The 16,227-nt window shown below is 61.9% G+C and carries 11 protein-coding genes and 3 pseudogenes; 11 read left to right on the top strand and 3 right to left on the bottom strand.

Going from position 1 to position 16,227, the window contains the following annotated elements; translation table 11 throughout:
• Nucleotides 1-17: 17 nt before the first annotated feature.
• Nucleotides 18-1,158: pseudogene (locus QEO92_RS28895) on the bottom strand (IS630 family transposase).
• Nucleotides 1,159-1,200: 42 nt separating this feature from the next.
• On the opposite strand from QEO92_RS28895, the gene QEO92_RS28900 reads away from it, so the two are divergent.
• Nucleotides 1,201-1,509 carry a LexA family protein gene (locus QEO92_RS28900; RefSeq protein ID WP_227705887.1) on the top strand — a complete coding sequence of 103 codons (309 nt, stop codon included), beginning with the start codon at nucleotides 1,201-1,203 and terminating at the stop codon, nucleotides 1,507-1,509.
• Nucleotides 1,510-1,795: 286 nt separating this feature from the next.
• Here QEO92_RS28900 and QEO92_RS28905 read toward each other — a convergent pair whose 3' ends face one another.
• Nucleotides 1,796-2,689: an AraC family transcriptional regulator gene (locus QEO92_RS28905; RefSeq protein WP_037156277.1), complete on the bottom strand. Its 894-nt coding sequence runs from the start codon at nucleotides 2,687-2,689 to the stop codon at nucleotides 1,796-1,798.
• A gap of 184 nt (nucleotides 2,690-2,873) precedes the next feature.
• Here QEO92_RS28905 and QEO92_RS28910 point away from each other — a divergent pair, with 184 nt between their 5' ends.
• The 7 genes and pseudogenes from QEO92_RS28910 (at nucleotide 2,874) to QEO92_RS28940 (ending at nucleotide 9,690) form a co-directional block, all read left to right on the top strand.
• Nucleotides 2,874-3,431 carry a type 1 glutamine amidotransferase domain-containing protein gene (locus QEO92_RS28910; RefSeq protein ID WP_227705589.1) on the top strand — a complete coding sequence of 186 codons (558 nt, stop codon included), beginning with the start codon at nucleotides 2,874-2,876 and terminating at the stop codon, nucleotides 3,429-3,431.
• A gap of 42 nt (nucleotides 3,432-3,473) precedes the next feature.
• A complete protein-coding gene (locus QEO92_RS28915) occupies nucleotides 3,474-4,901 on the top strand; it encodes an NAD-dependent succinate-semialdehyde dehydrogenase (protein ID WP_227705590.1) in 1,428 nt (475 codons plus the stop codon).
• A 63-nt stretch (nucleotides 4,902-4,964) separates the two neighbouring features.
• Entirely contained in the window at nucleotides 4,965-5,468 is a 504-nt protein-coding gene (locus tag QEO92_RS28920) for a hypothetical protein (RefSeq protein ID WP_227705591.1), read from the top strand.
• Nucleotides 5,465-6,829 (top strand): 3-carboxy-cis,cis-muconate cycloisomerase, encoded by a 1,365-nt coding sequence (gene pcaB / locus QEO92_RS28925; protein WP_227705592.1) that lies wholly within the window; start codon nucleotides 5,465-5,467, stop codon nucleotides 6,827-6,829. Before QEO92_RS28920 ends, pcaB begins: the two co-directional genes overlap by 4 nt.
• Nucleotides 6,830-6,919: 90 nt before the next feature.
• The gene (locus tag QEO92_RS28930) at nucleotides 6,920-7,675 is read left to right on the top strand and encodes an SDR family NAD(P)-dependent oxidoreductase (RefSeq protein ID WP_037156287.1); all 756 of its coding nucleotides are present in this window, start codon (nucleotides 6,920-6,922) and stop codon (nucleotides 7,673-7,675) included.
• 206 nt (nucleotides 7,676-7,881) lie between these two features.
• Nucleotides 7,882-8,031: pseudogene (locus QEO92_RS28935) on the top strand (DUF4387 family protein); the annotation flags it as partial.
• A gap of 195 nt (nucleotides 8,032-8,226) precedes the next feature.
• Nucleotides 8,227-9,690 (top strand): methyl-accepting chemotaxis protein, encoded by a 1,464-nt coding sequence (locus tag QEO92_RS28940; protein WP_407722184.1) that lies wholly within the window; start codon nucleotides 8,227-8,229, stop codon nucleotides 9,688-9,690.
• 172 nt (nucleotides 9,691-9,862) lie between these two features.
• Here the strand turns inward: QEO92_RS28940 and QEO92_RS28945 are convergent.
• Nucleotides 9,863-11,219: pseudogene (locus QEO92_RS28945) on the bottom strand (ISKra4 family transposase).
• Nucleotides 11,220-11,622: 403 nt separating this feature from the next.
• Here QEO92_RS28945 and QEO92_RS28950 point away from each other — a divergent pair.
• The 3 genes from QEO92_RS28950 (at nucleotide 11,623) to QEO92_RS28960 (ending at nucleotide 16,219) form a co-directional block, all read left to right on the top strand.
• Nucleotides 11,623-13,557 (top strand): hydantoinase/oxoprolinase family protein, encoded by a 1,935-nt coding sequence (locus QEO92_RS28950; RefSeq protein WP_227705593.1) that lies wholly within the window; start codon nucleotides 11,623-11,625, stop codon nucleotides 13,555-13,557.
• Nucleotides 13,558-13,561: 4 nt separating this feature from the next.
• A complete protein-coding gene (locus QEO92_RS28955; RefSeq protein ID WP_227705594.1) occupies nucleotides 13,562-13,960 on the top strand; it encodes an acetone carboxylase subunit gamma in 399 nt (132 codons plus the stop codon).
• Between the two features lie 102 nt (nucleotides 13,961-14,062).
• Nucleotides 14,063-16,219, top strand: coding sequence for a hydantoinase/oxoprolinase family protein (locus QEO92_RS28960; protein ID WP_227705595.1), 2,157 nt, complete (start codon nucleotides 14,063-14,065; stop codon nucleotides 16,217-16,219).
• Nucleotides 16,220-16,227: the final 8 nt, after the last annotated feature.

Genomic DNA, 16,227 nt, shown 5'->3' on the forward strand with positions numbered 1-16,227 from the left:
GTGTGACGTCCCAGAGATTATGACTCGTTGAGCAAAGGTATTGGATAAGACTTTGCCATCTTTTCGCGGGCTTGGTCTGTCGAGAACATCCATCGGATTTGAGCGCCACTTTCGGTTCGACGCCGCTCCCAGGCGTCAACCTCGGATTTGAGCAAGTCGCGGTTGTCGATACGGCGGTCAAGACACTGTCGGCGCATGACGCCGATCTCGATCTCGGCCATATTGAGCCAGCTCGCGTGGCGGGGCGTGTAGTGGAATTCCAGACGTCGCAAGATCCGACGCGCCTCGGCGGCCGGGAAGGTCTGATAGACAGCGGAGGCCGTGTGGGTTGATAGGTTATCCATCACGACACGGACCCGGTTGGCGCCGGGATAATCGAGGTCGACCAGGTCGCGCATGCAGACGACGAAGTCCTCGTTGGCGCGCCGATCAGTGACCTTGACCTTGCGCCATGACCTATTGGCGTCGACCATAACGAAGAGGTTGGCCGTGCCATTGCGCTTGTATTCGGAGTCGTAGCGGTATCGCTTCCCCGGTTTCTGCACGATAGGCACGCGCACCTCGCCGATGAGCTGGATCGGACTTTCATCGAAGCAGACGACTGGCCGCTTAGGATCACTCGGCTCGGCGTAAAGATCGAGGAGATCCTCCATCCGGGCGATATATTCGCCATCGATTTTGGCGATGCACCACATCTTCTTCTGCCAGGGCTTCAGGTCGTTGTCGTCCAGTCTGCGGCGGATAGTTTCGCGTGAGACACTCTGATGTTCGACCACTTCCAGCAGCGCGTTGGCCAAAAGCTTCAAGGTCCAAAAGCTTCAAGGTCCACCGGGCGCAGCCCTTGGGTGGATCCGAGCAAGCCAGGGCGACCAGTCGCACCTCGTCCTTGCCGCTCAGCTTTCGAGCCGCCCCGGGCCGCGGCTCTTCACTGAGGGCGGCCTCCAGGCTGATCTCCACAAAGCGCTTCCTGGTGCGATAGATGGTGGAGCCGCTGGTCTGCACCGAGGCTTCGATGGCCTCATCGCTGACGCCGGCGTCAACCGCCAGCAGTATCTGCATTCGCTTGAGCCGTCGGACTGGTTGCTTGCCACCACTCACCAAAGCGCCAAGCTCGTCGCGTTCGATCTGGCTAAGATCGACTCGATATCGTACGTTCATCACAATATCCCTCATCGTCGAGGGACCTTGGATGAATCCGAAATGAATCAATTGCTTGACCAAAAGAAGCCGGGCGGACCAACCCCCTTCACCGCAAAGCAGGGCCAGTATCTTGCCTTCATATGGGCCTATTCACAGATCAATGGCCGTGCCCCAGCCGAGGCAGACTTCCAGCGATACTTCAAAGTCACCCCACCCTCGGTCCACCAGATGCTAAAGACACTTGAGAAAATCGGATTGATCCAAAAGCAACCAGGTGTCGCGCGCAGCATCCAACTGCTCGTCCCCCCGCAAGACCTGCCAATTCTGGGCATAGAACAACCCGTCATAATCTCTGAGACGTCACCCTAGTGACAACTTTAAGATCCGCATCGTTCGATGCAAGAAGGTTGATTTCTCAGTGCGTTAGATAATCAGACGCACTACCCGCGGTTCGATTCTGTTCAACTGCAAATGATCGCGGATGAAGGGGGCAGGTTCCAGACCCTTTACCCAGGAAGCCATATGCAAACATGTCCAGGCGCCACCGCCGAGGTGACCTCGACGGAGCACCGCTATGTCCAGATTACAAATTTCAGCGTCTGCGTGAGGCACCACGGGGCAGATCAGCGACCTCAATGATGCAATGGTGGCGGTCTCACGCCGCGACTTGGCTCTTGCCAAAGCTGTCGCGAACATCCCTTGCGGGTGAGGCTCCAAACATCCGGCCATATTCGCGCGTGAACTGGGGCACGCTTTCGTAGCCAACGGAATAGGCCGCATTGCTGATCGGCGCACCTTCGGAAATCATCATCCGCCGCGCCTCGATGAGGCGCAGTTGCTTCTGGAATTGGAGCGGCGACAGAGATGTGACGACGCGGAAGTGGTGGTGGAATGAGGAAAGGCTCATCCCGGCGACTTCGGCCAATTGTTCCACCGTCAGCGTCTCCGCATAAGCGCTTCTGATGAGAGCGACGGACCGCCCGATCCGGCTTGCATGGCTGTCGGTGACGCCGAGCGCACGGATGCCTGCGCCGTGCCGACCTGTCAGCAGCCAGAAATGCATTTCGCGGATCAGCTGATTTTGCAGGACAGGGATCGAAGCCGGACGATCAAGAAGTCGCATCAGGCGCAGAGCCGTGTCGGCGACTTCCGCTTCTGTCGGGTCGACGCGGATGGGAACGCCCGTATCCGCTTGGGCAATGCCGATGTCCATGACGAGCGACTGCGTCACCGCCAGATCGATATCGAGAACAAGCGAGTAGTAAGGGACGCCGGCATTGGCCCGCGTGATCTGGCTGACATTCGGGACGTCGGCGGCAATCAGCAAGGAATCTCCAGCCCCGAAATCGAAGGTCGTGCTGCCCATGGTCACGCGCTTGGCTCCCTGAAGAACGAGGGCGACCAGCGGTTTGGAAATCGCATATTGCATTTCGCTCGGCGCCGTCGCTCGCATGGCAAAGAGCCCGGGTATAGGCGTGCGCGCAACACCGTACTTGTCGGCATTGGCGTCGGCGAAACGGCACACGCATTCCAGGAGAGTGCTGTTCATTGTGGTCCATTCCGATCCATCAGAATGCAGACATCCTAAAGGGCGAGCGGACCTCCCCGCAAGCGGCCTTGGCGGATTAGGCAAGGATTCTGGATTCGGCGGCAACCCCGACCGGGGTGGCTTGCGATAGCTTGCTCTCATTCGGAAGCGACCGGCTTCCGGATCAATGAGCAAGGAGAAAGTCATGACCAACCTGAAGGACCGCAACATCCTGGTACTGGCAACCGACGGCTTCGAGGATGCCGAACTTTACAGCCCGCGCCAGTCGCTCCTCGACGCTGGAGCGCGAGTTGTCTTGGCTTCGCCCAAGGGCGGCCCAATCCGCGGCTGTGTCTACAATGCCGAGACCGGCAACTCGGACGAGTCGAGCGAGACGATCACGCCGGACCGACTGATCGCGGATATCGACGCTGCTGACTTCGATGCCCTCGTCCTGCCCGGCGGCGTGGTCAATCCCGACAAGCTGCGAATGGACGAGAAGGCGATTGCTCTGGTGAAGGAGTTCGCCGCCGCCGGTAAGCCGATCGCCTCGATCTGCCATGGCCCCTGGCTTCTGGTCGAGGCCGATGTGCTGCGCGGTCGCCGCGCCACGGCTTGGTACTCCATCCGGACCGATCTGAAGAACGCCGGTTCGACCGTCGTCGATGCCGAAGTGGTGGTGGATGGCAACCTCATCACCAGCCGGATGCCGTCCGACATCCCTACCTTCACGAAGGCGATCGTCGGCTCGCTTCAGGGCTGACCTCCGGGGCATGGCACTGGCGAACATCAAGAGGACGCGAGAATGACGAGCAAGTTTCAGCTTCTGATAAACGGTGATCACCGCGAGGGTTCGGAAGGCGCCGCCGTCGATGTAATTAATCCTGCCACGGGCGACAGTCTCGGACAGGTGGCCTACAGCTCGACGGCGGATATTGAAAACGCGCTCGCCGCCGCCCGGCGCGGCCTGCAATCCTGGCAGGCGGTGCCGGCCTGGGAGCGTGGCCGCATCCTGAAGGATGCCGCCAGCATCATCCGCCGCGACGCAGGCCGGATCGCGCACATCTTGACTCTGGAGCAGGGCAAGATCCTCTCCCAGGCGCGCGACGAGGTTCATCGCGCCGCCGACTTTATCGAATGGGGAGGGGAGCAGGCCCGACGGATCGCGGGCCGCATCGTGCCGGGACGGCAAGCTGGCCAGCGCATTGAGGTCCAGCCGCATCCGATCGGCGTCGTCGCGGCATTGACGCCCTGGAACTTCCCGATGGCGCTCGCCGCCAAGAAGTTCGCCGGCGCATTGGCGGCCGGCTGCGCCATCATCTGCAAGCCGTCACAGGAAACGCCCGGTTGCGTCCTGGCAATGGGAGAGGCCCTGCTGGAGGCAGGCGTTCACCCGGCGGCGCTGGCCGTCGTCTTCGGGGACGCCGATCAAATCTCAACCCAGCTCATCGAGTCCCCGATCATCGCGAAGATCACCTTTACGGGCTCGATCCCGATCGGCAAGAAGCTCGCTGCGGCGGCGGGACTTCGCATGAAGCCGGTGACCATGGAACTCGGTGGCCATGCGCCGGTCGTCGTCTGCGGCGATGTGGACCCGGCGGCGACCGCGGAACTGCTGGCGCGGGCCAAGTTCACCAATGCGGGACAGATCTGCCTCTGCCCCTCCCGCTTCTTCGTCGAGGAAAGCATTGCCCAGCCCTTTGCAAGACGCTTTGCCGAGGTCGCCAAGGGGCTGAAAGTCGGAGACGGTCTGGATCCAGCCACCGATGTAGGCCCCCTGGCCAGCGAGCGGCGTGTCGAGGCCATAGCCCTCCTCGTCGACGATGCGCGAGAACGGGGTGCGACCATCCTCGCCGGTGGAGAACGCCTCGGTGAGCGCGGCTTCTTTTATGCTCCGACAGTCCTGACGGAGGTGCCGGAGGACGCTGCCGTCCTCCACGAGGAGCCGTTCGGTCCCGTCGCGCCGATCCTGCCTTTTTCCGATGAAGAGGCTATGCTTGAGGCTGCGAACGGGCTCGAATTCGGGCTGTCGGCCTATGTTTTCACCCATGACGGCAGAAGGCAGCACCGACTTGTCGACGCGCTGCAATACGGCGCCGTTTCGGTGAACGGCAGCCTGGCGCATCTGCCCGAAGCCCCACTGGGCGGCTGGAAGGACAGCGGAATCGGGACCGAGGGCGGCATCGAGATCCTCGAGCCCTACACCATCACCAAGCACGTCAACCTCGCCTGACCGAAGCAGCAACGAACCAGGTGCCGAACGAACGGCACCTGGGGCGCGAGCGGAGCCCGACCCATGTTGCCCATCGATTACCCCGCAATTCCCCTCTCATTTGTGGCCGGACCGGCCGTTCTGGCGAATGTTTGCGCCATTCTCCAGGACAGGGTGAACATTCGCCATGCCCATTCGGTCGATCAGTGGAGAAGTCTTCAGTCCCTCCGCGCCGGGCAAGGCGGAAAGGCAGCCAGGCTTTACTCGGATACTGACGCGGCAGTTGCGCTTTCCGGCCGACGGGTTCGCCTTCAGCTGCGTGCGACGGAACTGTTGACGCTGGGGACATGCAGCTTCGGCGTGACCAGCCTGCTTTCACTCGGATGGTCGATACTCGCCAATGCGGAAATCAATCGGAGCGCGGCACTTTTTTCCGTATCAACGATCTTCTGCGCGTCGGTCGGGCTTCTCATTCTCATGACGGTGGCCCTGACCGTCATCCAGGAAAGCGCCAGTGCGCGTGCATTGATGCGCGTGCATTTCCTCAGCTCGCCTTCTCAGGCGGAAGCCGCCGGAGATCAGCCGTGAGCTCGCTGTCTCTCCTCGACTCCCCTTTGTTCGGCGGCGGCTTCGTCAATGGCGAAATGCGCAGCCTGTTCGACAGTAGTGCCTTTGTTGACCGGTGCGTCGAAACCGAAGTCGCACTCGCTACAGCCGAAGCGCGTCTTGGTCTCATCCCCGAGGCCGCAGCCGCTTCGATCGCCACCGCAGCCCGGACGATCCGTTTCGACATGACCCGACTTGCGCGCGAGACGGAGCTCGTCGGCTATCCGATCCTGCCGATGGTCGAGCAAATGGCCGATGCCTGTGGCGAGGCCGGAGGTTATCTGCACTGGGGCGCGACGACACAGGACATCATGGACACGGCCACTGTCCTGCAAATCAGGCATGCGCTCGATCTCATCGAACGGCAGCTGGACGATACTGTTGCCGCGTTGCGCAACCTGGCCGCCGAACATCGTGATACGCCGATGGCCGGGAGAACCCACCTGCAGCAGGCGTTGCCGATCACATTCGGCTATAAGGCCGGCGTCTGGCTGTCAGGTCTTGAGCGACATCGCGAACGCCTGGCGCAGATGCGCCCGCGCGTTCTCGTGGTGCAGTTTTCCGGGGCGTCGGGAACGCTGGCGTCCCTGGGGGAGCATGGGCTGGCCGTCCAGGCGGAACTCGCTAAAATCCTGGGCCTCGCGATCCCGAGGATCACTTGGCACGCCGCCCGCGACGGCATGGCGGAGGTCGTGCAGGTCCTTGCGCTGGTCTGCGGCAGCCTTGCCAAAATCGCCTTCGACGTTTCCGTCATGATGGCGACGGAACTTGGGGAGGTCTCGGAGCCCTTTGCCCGTCATCGCGGCGCGTCCAGTACCATGCCGCAAAAGCGCAATCCGATCTCCTGCGAACTCATCATCGCGGCCGCCAAAGTGGTGAGGCAGCATTCGGGCTTGATGCTCGACGCAATGGTCCACGATTTCGAGCGCGCAACGGGACCGTGGCACCTCGAATGGTCCGCCATCCCGGAAAGTTTTGCCCTGACCTTCGGGGCTCTTTTACAAGCAAGCTTCATGCTGTCCGGGCTCGTCGTCCATCCGGACCGGATGCTGGCGAACCTGGGGATCTCGAAGGGCCTGATCGTCGCAGAGGCGGTGATGATGGCACTCGCCCCCCTGACCGGTCGCCAGACCGCACATGATCTCGTCTATGCCGCCTGCCGTCGCGCGGTGGAAGCCGGCAGGCCGCTCTTCGAGGTACTCGCGGGGACGCAGGAGGTGGCGATACCGCTCGGCCGTGAGCGCCTGCGTCACCTCACCGATCCCGCAAATTATCTCGGCTCTGGATCGCAGATGGTCGATCGCATTCTGCAGCCCGCACCACGTGCCGAGCTGGAGAAATAGGCAAGGCTCGCCGAGGATCCGGCAACCGCCGGACCGCGACCCCTGTCATAAAATTCCTGTCACCAACAAACGGATTGAAGGAGAACGGATATGAATACAGTTTCCATCATCACCGGCGGCAGCCGTGGCCTCGGCCGCAACACCGCAGTCAGCATCGCGCGTCATGGCGGCGACGTCATCCTGACCTACCGCAGTGGTGCTGTCGATGCGCAAGCCGTCGTGGCCGAAATCGAAGCACTCGGCCGAAAGGCGGTCGCCCTGCAGCTCGATGTGACGAACGTCGCCTCATTCAAGGCCTTCGCGGACAATGTTCGCAATGCCCTGTCGGCGACTTGGGGCCGCGACACATTCGACCATCTCGTCAACAATGCCGGCCAGGGCGAAATGGCAAGCTTCGCTGAGACGACCGAGGCCCAGTTCGACGCCCTCTTCAACACCCATGTCAAAGGCGTCTTCTTTCTCACCCAGACCCTGCTGCCGCTGCTGGCAGATGGCGGTCGGATCGTCAACTTCTCCTCGGGCCTGACGCGTGTCTCGGCTGCCGGTTTCTCGGCCTATTCCGCGGCCAAGGGCGCCGTCGAGATCCTGACCCTCTACATGGCCAAGGAACTGGCCGAACGCGGCATCACCGCCAACACGGTGGCCCCGGGGGCCATCGAGACCGACTTCCTCGGCGGTGCCGTTCGCGACATGCCCGATCTCAACAAACAGTTCGCCGGCATGATTGCGCTCGGTCGTGTGGGCGTCCCCGACGATATCGGGCCCATGGTGGCGAGCCTTCTCGGCCCGGACAACCGCTGGATTACCGCACAGCGGATTGAAGTATCAGGCGGCCAGGTGATCTGACGAAAACAGCCAGGGGCTGCCGCAAAACCCGGTGGCAGCTCCCGACCGAAGCAGGGGAGCATGAGGAATTGTGGGGCGGGGTTAGACAGAGTATGTAGCCGGCATTGAATTTCGATGAGGTCGGCCGGGCGTAAGGAGGGCAAAATGGAAAGCAAAGACCGGCGGGAGACGCCCTCCCCACAATTCCTCATGCTCTCCCGGCAGGGCTAACCGATTTCGTCGAATACGATCCGGCCTCGGCCATCAAGTTCACCATTTTGCGGCTGCGGCCGAGCGGCAGCCCCGGGGATGCCGACATCTTCGGCGCCCAGCAATATGCGCCATTCCTGGATGTCGAGGTCGACATTCCGGACTGATGCGGGCGCTGGGGAGCGGCGAGATGGGCACTTTCCCTGCTGCAGGAATGTCATCCCGGTCCGAACCTCTCAACATCGAGCAGCGGTGGACGCCGCCTGTGAAAATAGTCTTCGCGAGGGCTTCATTGGAAATTAACCGGACTCTATTTTCATATCCGCGATACTGATTTGGCATTTGCCGATCCGGGAGGGGACATGTCTATATTCACCACACGCAAGACCAAAGATATTTCAGAATTGAAGGCCCAGCTACAGGCTGTCAGCGAGCGTTCCAGCCTGCTTGACGAGGCATGCGGTATCGGTTTGTGGGAGGCTGTCCTGCACAATGGCGACGCCATGCATCCGCAAAGCCGCTGGACATGGTCCGCCGAGTTCCGGCGCATGATCGGTTACGACAGCGCCAAGGATTTCCCCAACGTCGTTCAGTCATGGTCCGAGCGCCTTCATCCCGATGATGTCGCCCCGACATTCGCAGCATTCGGCGGGCACCTGACGGACAAAACGGGACGTGCTCGATACAATGTGACGTATCGCCTGAAGATGCGGGACGGTTCCTACCGCTGGTTTCGCGCGACCGGCGGGTGCATTCATCAAGCCGATGGCATCACCATCCGGGCCTGCGGCTCCCTGACGGATGTCCACGAGGAAATCCTGCTGAAGGAGAAGACGGCGAGGGAAGCGGAAGAAGACCGGATTACGGTCGAGGCGCTCGGCCAGGGCCTGTCGGCGCTTGCCGGCGGGGATCTTACCTACCGGATTACCGCCGGTTTTGCGCAGAAGGCAGCCGCCTTGAAATCAGATTTCAACACGATGGCAGACAATCTGCAGGAAATCCTGAAGGCCGTTACCACGGCGATCACCAGCATGCACAGCGGCTCCACGGAGATCAGCCACGCGTCCGACGATCTCTCGAAGAGAACCGAACAGCAGGCGGCCTCGCTGGAGGAAACCGCCGCAGCTCTCGAAGAGATCACCGCAACGGTGAAGAAGACGGCCGAAGGTGCGCGTCAGGTTGCCGATGTCACGACATCGGCACGGGCAGCCGCGGAGCAATCCGGCGTCATTGTCGACAATGCCGTGAATGCCATGTCGCAGATCGAGCAATCCTCCAGCCAGATCGGGCAGATTATCGGCGTCATCGACGAAATCGCCTTCCAGACCAATCTTCTCGCCCTGAATGCAGGTGTCGAAGCCGCAAGGGCCGGCGACGCGGGCAAGGGATTTGCGGTCGTCGCCCAGGAAGTCAGGGAACTGGCCCAAAGGTCGGCCAACGCGGCCAAGGACATCAAAACGCTGATCTCCACCTCGTCACAGCAGGTTGGTCAGGGCGTCGCTTTGGTGGGACAGACCGGTGAAGCGCTGCGCGGAATCGTCAAGCAGATCGGCGATATCACCGGTCTGGTCAGTGCGATCGCATCGTCGACGCAGGAGCAGTCGACAGGCCTGCATCAGATCAATACGGCCGTGAACCAGATGGATCAGATGACGCAACAGAACGCTGCGATGGTGGAAGAAACGGCAGCCTCCAGCCATTCTCTCGCCCAGGAGGCAACCGATCTGGCGCAACTGGTCAGCCGGTTCCGATTGGAGAACGACCGGGAAAGACCAGGCTCCATACGCTCTACTACCGCATCAGTGACCGGCAGACGCGCCGCCTGATATGGCACCGCAATCGAAGCTGCGGGGGTGCGGCCGATGAAAAGGCCTGCCCGCGAGCGAGGGGTATAGGCGGTCGATATGACACCATGCGCACCTGAAATGCTCAATCCCGCCGTTCGCCGGTGAACTGCAGCATCATGACGAACAGATTGGGAGCGGGAAAAAGCTGGGGTTAGGCTGTGAGGTCGAGCTTTGCCTGTTTTAGACGGCCGTCCGCGATGGCGGCTCGCACTTGAAGAACCCGATGAGCGCCGATCGGTGTCCAACGCATTTGCCGCTTCTTATTCATACGAGCATTGACGAGGCTGTTGGCGGCACTTTCGGCCGGCGAACTGGATATCGGCTGACCGGACCAGTATCGCCGACAGTAGTTGACGATCGAAGCTGCGTTCTGCCCCAGGTAGGTGCCAAGATTGTTGATCAGCTCGTATAGGCGCCTGATTTTGCCGGGGGCGTCGCGAAATCCGGGATGCTGATCCAATTGGGCGAGCATCTGCTTTACGGCTTCGCTTGCCTCTCGGACATATCCGCTCCAGAGGAGATGCCGAAGCCTGGGCACATGGACCGCGACGTTTTGCAGATAGACATCCAGATTTTGCAGATGCCTGATGCCCTCCCAGGCCCGCTCAATGTGCCGCAGCCGCATCGATAGATGAAACCAGTCGAGAATATGCGTGACGGGCTCGCGTGTTGCGCTGAGGACGATACTCTGCAGCCCGACCTCTCCGTCGCTAAAGACAGTGACGTCTCGGCCAGGCAGCCATCCTTGCGCGCGCATCGCTGCGCGAACGATATGGTGTTTGCCGGTAGCGATATTCGGCGCACCGGCAAACTGACGCGGTGCTCGGCCTTGCGCAACAACGCGTCCCATCGCGATCTCGAAATGTCGGCTTTGATAGCCGGGAACCGCGCGAATATAGGCGCCATCAATAAAAACGGAAACGGGAGACTTGCCGGCGCGACTGATACGATAGGGGCCTGCGACGTCCCACTTTTCGATCTGATCGGCAACCTTGCCCAGCCGGTTGCTTACGGTTCGATGATTATGAGGCCGCGTGACCGGCACAAAGATATCAAGTACACGGGCTGCTTCTCGAAATGACATCCGGGAGCCCAGTCGGCTTGGATGCGCTCCAACTCCGGGGTAGCTCGGCCATTCAACAGGGTCTCGACGCTTCCCGTGCCCAACTTCGCGGTCGATCCGCAGGCACAGTTGCACCACCGCGGCACACGCACTTTGCAAGATCCAAACAGCGAATGGATCGTACGATACCTACTATCATGCACCGAGCGACGGCGGCTACAGTCGTGGCACTTCCGATCTCGCTGGGCGGCTTGATCCGTCTGAAACTGCGTCAGTTCCTGTTGTAGCGCCGCTGTATCTTCTTGGCTTCTTCAGGGGAGAGGCCAAAATCGTTGAGACGGGCGCCATCGAGAGACCGGTCGACCTTGGCAATTTCGCAACGCTGCGACACGCCGTCAACGCCAACAAGCTCGACCGAGATGATCATCTTTAACTGCGACGCCAACGAATGCCCCTTCAGAAAAGGCACCTGTTTACCCGAAATCTCTTACCCCCACCTTTTTCCCGCTCCCCGCAGAACTGGTCGCGCGGATGATCGTCGAACGTTGACCTTCCTTCTTTCGGACGGAGACGCCGCGCGACCGTCCGGAAACCGGACGCCCTAACCTGGGGGCACCGTGCCGCGTTCAGCGGATACCGAAAATAATAAAATCGTTTCAATTGCTTGATGGATTGCCTCCGGCAGCGCCGCTGCGTGGAAGCAAACCTGCTTCACTTGTTTCTCGGGATAGACGGTCCGGTGCCGCGGGGAGGAGCCTGCCGCGCGCCGCAACCGCAAAGCCCGGCGCGAAGAACGCGCCGAACGGGCCGAAAGGTCCGCCTGACAGGAACGGGAGGAGAAATGCGCGATGGCATTGCAAATCAACATCGATAATGGCGGCACGCTGACCGACGTGTGCATCATGTCGGATGACGGCGTGAAGAAAACCAAGGTTCTGACCACCCCTTACGATCTTTCGAAGTGCTTTTTCGAGGGACTGCAGAAGGCCTCCGAAGTGGTCTACGGCACGGCGGACGTGAAGCGGCTTCTCGAAGAGGTCGACCTCATCCGCTATTCCACGACGCAGGGCACCAATGCCATCTGCGAGCGCAAGGGGCCGAAGCTCGGTCTTGTTCTCGACACCGGTTCTGCGGCACTGCCGACCGCCTTGAGGGCGCACGATCCGGAAGTGTTCGAGGCGCTGGTGGGCGACCGTGTCGGCTTCATCGACCTTGCCATGCTCGACGCTCCCGAAGCGGAGGTGGAGGTCGTCAAGGTCATCAACCAGCTCGCCGCCCGGGGTGCGAACCGTCTGGTCATCGCGCTTGGCGGCGCCGGCTTCCTGGAGGCCGAAGAGCGGGTCAAGAAGATCGTGCTGCGCAAGTATCCACGCCATCTTCTGGGGGCCGTGCCGGTTCTCTATACGTCGGATCTCACCTCCGACCGCAATCCGGATCGCCGCGCCTGGTCGGCGCTCATCAACTCCTTCCTGCATCCTTCGATGGAGGCCTTCCTCTACAATGCCGAAAACCGGCTGAGGGCGTTCCGCACCAAGAACCCGCTGCTGATCTTCCGCAACGACGGCGATGCCTCGCGCGTGGCGAAGACGGTGGCGATCAAGACTTATTCCTCCGGCCCGCGCGGTGGCATGGAAGGCGTGAAGGCGTTCTCGGCGCTTTACGGTTTCCGCGATGCCGTTTCCATCGATGTCGGCGGCACGACAACCGATATCGGCCAGTGCACGGATGGCAAGGTCGCTGAAATCCGGCGCGGTCATGTCGAAGGCATCAGCGTGTCCTTCCCGCTGTGCGAAATCATGAGTGCCGGTGCCGGCGGCAGTTCGATCTTCAAGGTGAAGGACGGCCATATCGCCATCGGTCCGGAAAGTGTCGGCGCCCTGCCGGGGCCTGCCTGCTTCGGGCGCGGCGGCAAGGAAGCGACGATCACCGATGCCAGCCTACTGGCCGGTCTGTTCGATCCCGCTTCCTATTTCGGTGGCGGCATGGGGCTCGATGCGAGCCGCGCAGAAGCGGCCGTTCGCGGCAATATCGCCGAACCGTTGGGCATCGATCTCGATACGGCGGTCCTCGCCATGTCGGATGCCTATGAGGCGAAGATTGCCGATGAACTGCACCGTTTCACGAAGATCGGATCGGACACGGTGATGCTGGCCTTTGGCGGCGCCGGGCCGCTGAACGCCTGCGGTGTGGCCGACAAGGCGGGTATCCGCCGGGTTGCCGTGCCGGCCATGGCGGCGGTGTTTTCCGCCTATGGCATCGGCTCCTGCGATGTCTCGCAGGGCTATGCCGTGACGCTCGAGGATCGCTCGACGGCGGGGCTTGCAACCGCCCTCGATGCACTGAAGCGCAAGGCCGCCCGCGACATGTTCGCCGAGGGGTTTGAGGAAGGCAGCTACGCGGTTTCCGCCCGCCTCGTTGCCGACACGGCGGATGGCGAGAAGATCGTGTCGCTGGGTGATGCGCCTGACTTCCCGCCGGAAGTGGCGCAGGCTTCTACGGTCGAACTGGAACTCAACGCGGTGAAGAGCCTGCGTCACGACGAGACCCGCCATATCGGTTTCCCGCTTAGGGCTGAGGCGAAGGCCGATGGAAAGCGCAACGTTCTGGTGGCCGGCAAGGGGCGCGTCGATCTGCCCGTCTATCGCCTCGCATCGATGGCGGATGGCGATCATGCCAGCGGACCGGCGATCCTTGAGGAGGACTACTTCACGGCCCGCGTGCCGGCGGGCTGGGGCTTCGTCGTCTCGGAGGCGGGCGACATCATTCTGGAACGGGAGGACTGACCATATGAAAATTCCGATGACCGAATATCTCCGCATCGATCTCGACAAGGAGACATGGGAATGCCGGGTATGCGACCACGAGATCGCGCCCGCCGAGGGCAACTACAAGGAAGGGCTGCTGGTTCACAACCGTGATCCGCGCGAGATCCATCCGCCGATCCTCGATCCGGAGCGCTACCGCTTCACCTTCAGCCCGGACCCGGAATGGGTGCGCATTCTCGAATTCTGCTGCCCGAACTGCGGCACGCAGGTGGAGACGGAATATACCGTTCCCGGCCATCCGCCGTTGCAGGACATGCAGGTCGATGTGCCCGCGCTGAAGGCCCAGTGGGCCAAGCGCGGTCCGGACATGCTGCCGGACGCCGGCCCCGCCGTGGTACCCGGTCGCGGCCACGGCCACTGATGCCGGCGCCCCGCGCAATGGGGCGCGGGGATCTGACCATTCACAGGGACGCGCCTGCCGGGGAGGGCGGCGCGATCCCCTTGCGAAAGATAGGGAGCGAGAATGAAACGCGTATCCGTTGATATCGGCGGCACCTTTACCGACTGCTTTGTCGTCTGGGGCCAGCAATATATCGAAACCAAGGCGCTGACGACGCATCACAATCTGGCCATGGGCTTCAATGAGGCCCTCGGCAAGGCCTGCGCCGTGCTTGGGCTGGAGCTGGAGCAGATCCTGCAATCCGTCGACAGCGTCCGCTATGCCACCACGCTCGGCACCAATGCGCTGATCGAGCATAAGGGGCCGAAGATCGGCATGCTGGTCACGGCCGGTTATGAGGCGACGGTGCCGCTCAGCCGTGCCCGTGGCTATGGCGAGGGCCTCGACAATCTCGGCCAGCAGGACATGCCGAACGCCCAGCGTCCCGAACCGCTGGTCCAGCCGCACATGATCCGTGGCATCCGCGAGCGGCTCGATTTCCAGGGCAAGCTCGTCATGCCCCTGGACGAGGAGGACGTGCGCCGCCAGCTTCGCGAACTGGTGGATCGCGGCGCCCAGATCATCGTCGTCGCGCTGGTCAATGCCGTGGTGAACCCCGAGCACGAGCAGCGCATCGAGGAAATCGTCCTGGAGGAATACCCCTCGCATCTGCTCGGTGCGATCCCGGTGATCCTGTCGCATCAGGTGGCGGGCCGGAAGGGCGAATATGTGCGCGCCACCTCGGCCATCGTCGATGGCTATCTGCACTCGACGATGTATCACGCGCTTTCGGCGCTGGAGCAGAACCTGCGCGCCCACAAGTATGACAAGCCGATGCTGGTCATCCACAATTCCGGCGGCATGGCGCAGCTCAACTCCACCGATGCGCTGCAGACCATCCATTCCGGTCCGGTTTCGGGCATCGGCGCGTCCGAGCATCTCGCCATGCAGGCGAGCCTCGGCAATGTCGTCGCCACCGATATGGGTGGCACCTCTTACGATATCGGCATCGTCGTGGAAGGCGGGGTGAAGCACTACGACTTCAATCCGGTCATCGACCGCTGGCTTGTATCGGTGCCGATGGTCCACCTCGTCACGCTCGGCGCCGGCGGTGGGTCCATCGCGTCCTATGACCGCATGTACAAGACGGTGAAATGCGGTCCGGAAAGTGCGGGTTCCGATCCCGGCCCGGCCTGCTATGACCGTGGTGGCCTGCGCCCGACCGTGACGGATGCCGACCTGCTGCTCGGCTATCTCGACGCGGCAAATTATGCCGGCGGCTCGATCCCGCTCAATCCGCGCCGCGCCAAGGCGGCCATCGAGGATGCGCTGTGCGACGAACTCGATTGCTCGGTCATCGAGGCGGCGAAGCTGATCCGCGAGAAGGTGGATGACAACATGGCCAACGGCCTCTTCACCGAGCTGCGCGCCAGGGGGTACGATCCCAAGGACTTCACCATGCTGGCCTATGGCGGCAACGGGCCGCTGCATTGCTGCGGCATTGCCCAGAACCTCAATATCGACCGCATTCTGGCGCCGCCGCTTTCGTCGGTTTTCTCGGCGGTCGGTGCCGGCAACATGCACCAGCTCCACATCCATGAGCAGTCGCTCTACATGGTGCTTTACGACAGCAATACGCGCCACATCTTCGACGACTACGACCGCTTCAACGCCATCGTCGCCGAACTGAAGGAAAAGGGCCGGCAGGACCTCCTGCGCCAGGGCGTGCCGCTGGAGGATATCCGTCACGATCTGGAACTGGACATGCGCTACGGCAACCAGCTCGTGCAGACGACGGCGGTCATTCCCAATCACGAGGTCCATGGGCCGGGCGAGGTGCTGTCGATCATCTCGCAGTTCTCGGCCGACTACGGCAAGCGTTTCGGCGAGGGCTCGCAGGCGCCGGAAGCGGGCATCCGCATCAACACGATCCGCGTCGCTTCTTACGCGCGGCACGAGACCGTGAAATTCGAGGATATCAAGCCCGTGCCGAAACCGGAGCGCAAGGCGCCGCCTGCGCCTTCCAGCCACCGCACCTGCCATTTCGTCGGTCACGACGGGCCGTTCGAAACGCCGGTCTGGGCGCGCAAGGATCTGGAACCCGGCATCGAGATCGCGGGACCGGCCATTGTCGCCTCGGAGGTCACGACCTTCCTCGTCAATCCCGGCTGGACCTATGTAACGGCGAAGCAGGGAGCCTCCTGGTTCCTGCGCAACGAAAATCCCGTCACCCGCCACTGAAAACGGCC

The organism is Neorhizobium petrolearium, assembly GCF_029854435.1.
GTDB classification, from domain to species: domain Bacteria; phylum Pseudomonadota; class Alphaproteobacteria; order Rhizobiales; family Rhizobiaceae; genus Neorhizobium; species Neorhizobium petrolearium.

What these genes read in the sequence shown, in the direction of transcription:
- QEO92_RS28920 (WP_227705591.1), top strand. Translation starts at nt 4,965, where the DNA reads ATGTTGCCCATCGATTACCCCGCAATTCCCCTCTCATTTGTGGCCGGA.
- QEO92_RS28910 (WP_227705589.1), top strand. Translation starts at nt 2,874, where the DNA reads ATGACCAACCTGAAGGACCGCAACATCCTGGTACTGGCAACCGACGGC.
- QEO92_RS28915 (WP_227705590.1), top strand. Translation starts at nt 3,474, where the DNA reads ATGACGAGCAAGTTTCAGCTTCTGATAAACGGTGATCACCGCGAGGGT.
- QEO92_RS28955 (WP_227705594.1), top strand. Translation starts at nt 13,562, where the DNA reads ATGAAAATTCCGATGACCGAATATCTCCGCATCGATCTCGACAAGGAG.
- QEO92_RS28960 (WP_227705595.1), top strand. Translation starts at nt 14,063, where the DNA reads ATGAAACGCGTATCCGTTGATATCGGCGGCACCTTTACCGACTGCTTT.
- QEO92_RS28900 (WP_227705887.1), top strand. Translation starts at nt 1,201, where the DNA reads ATGAATCAATTGCTTGACCAAAAGAAGCCGGGCGGACCAACCCCCTTC.
- QEO92_RS28940 (WP_407722184.1), top strand. Translation starts at nt 8,227, where the DNA reads ATGTCTATATTCACCACACGCAAGACCAAAGATATTTCAGAATTGAAG.
- QEO92_RS28950 (WP_227705593.1), top strand. Translation starts at nt 11,623, where the DNA reads ATGGCATTGCAAATCAACATCGATAATGGCGGCACGCTGACCGACGTG.
- QEO92_RS28930 (WP_037156287.1), top strand. Translation starts at nt 6,920, where the DNA reads ATGAATACAGTTTCCATCATCACCGGCGGCAGCCGTGGCCTCGGCCGC.
- QEO92_RS28905 (WP_037156277.1), bottom strand. Translation starts at nt 2,689, where the DNA reads ATGAACAGCACTCTCCTGGAATGCGTGTGCCGTTTCGCCGACGCCAAT.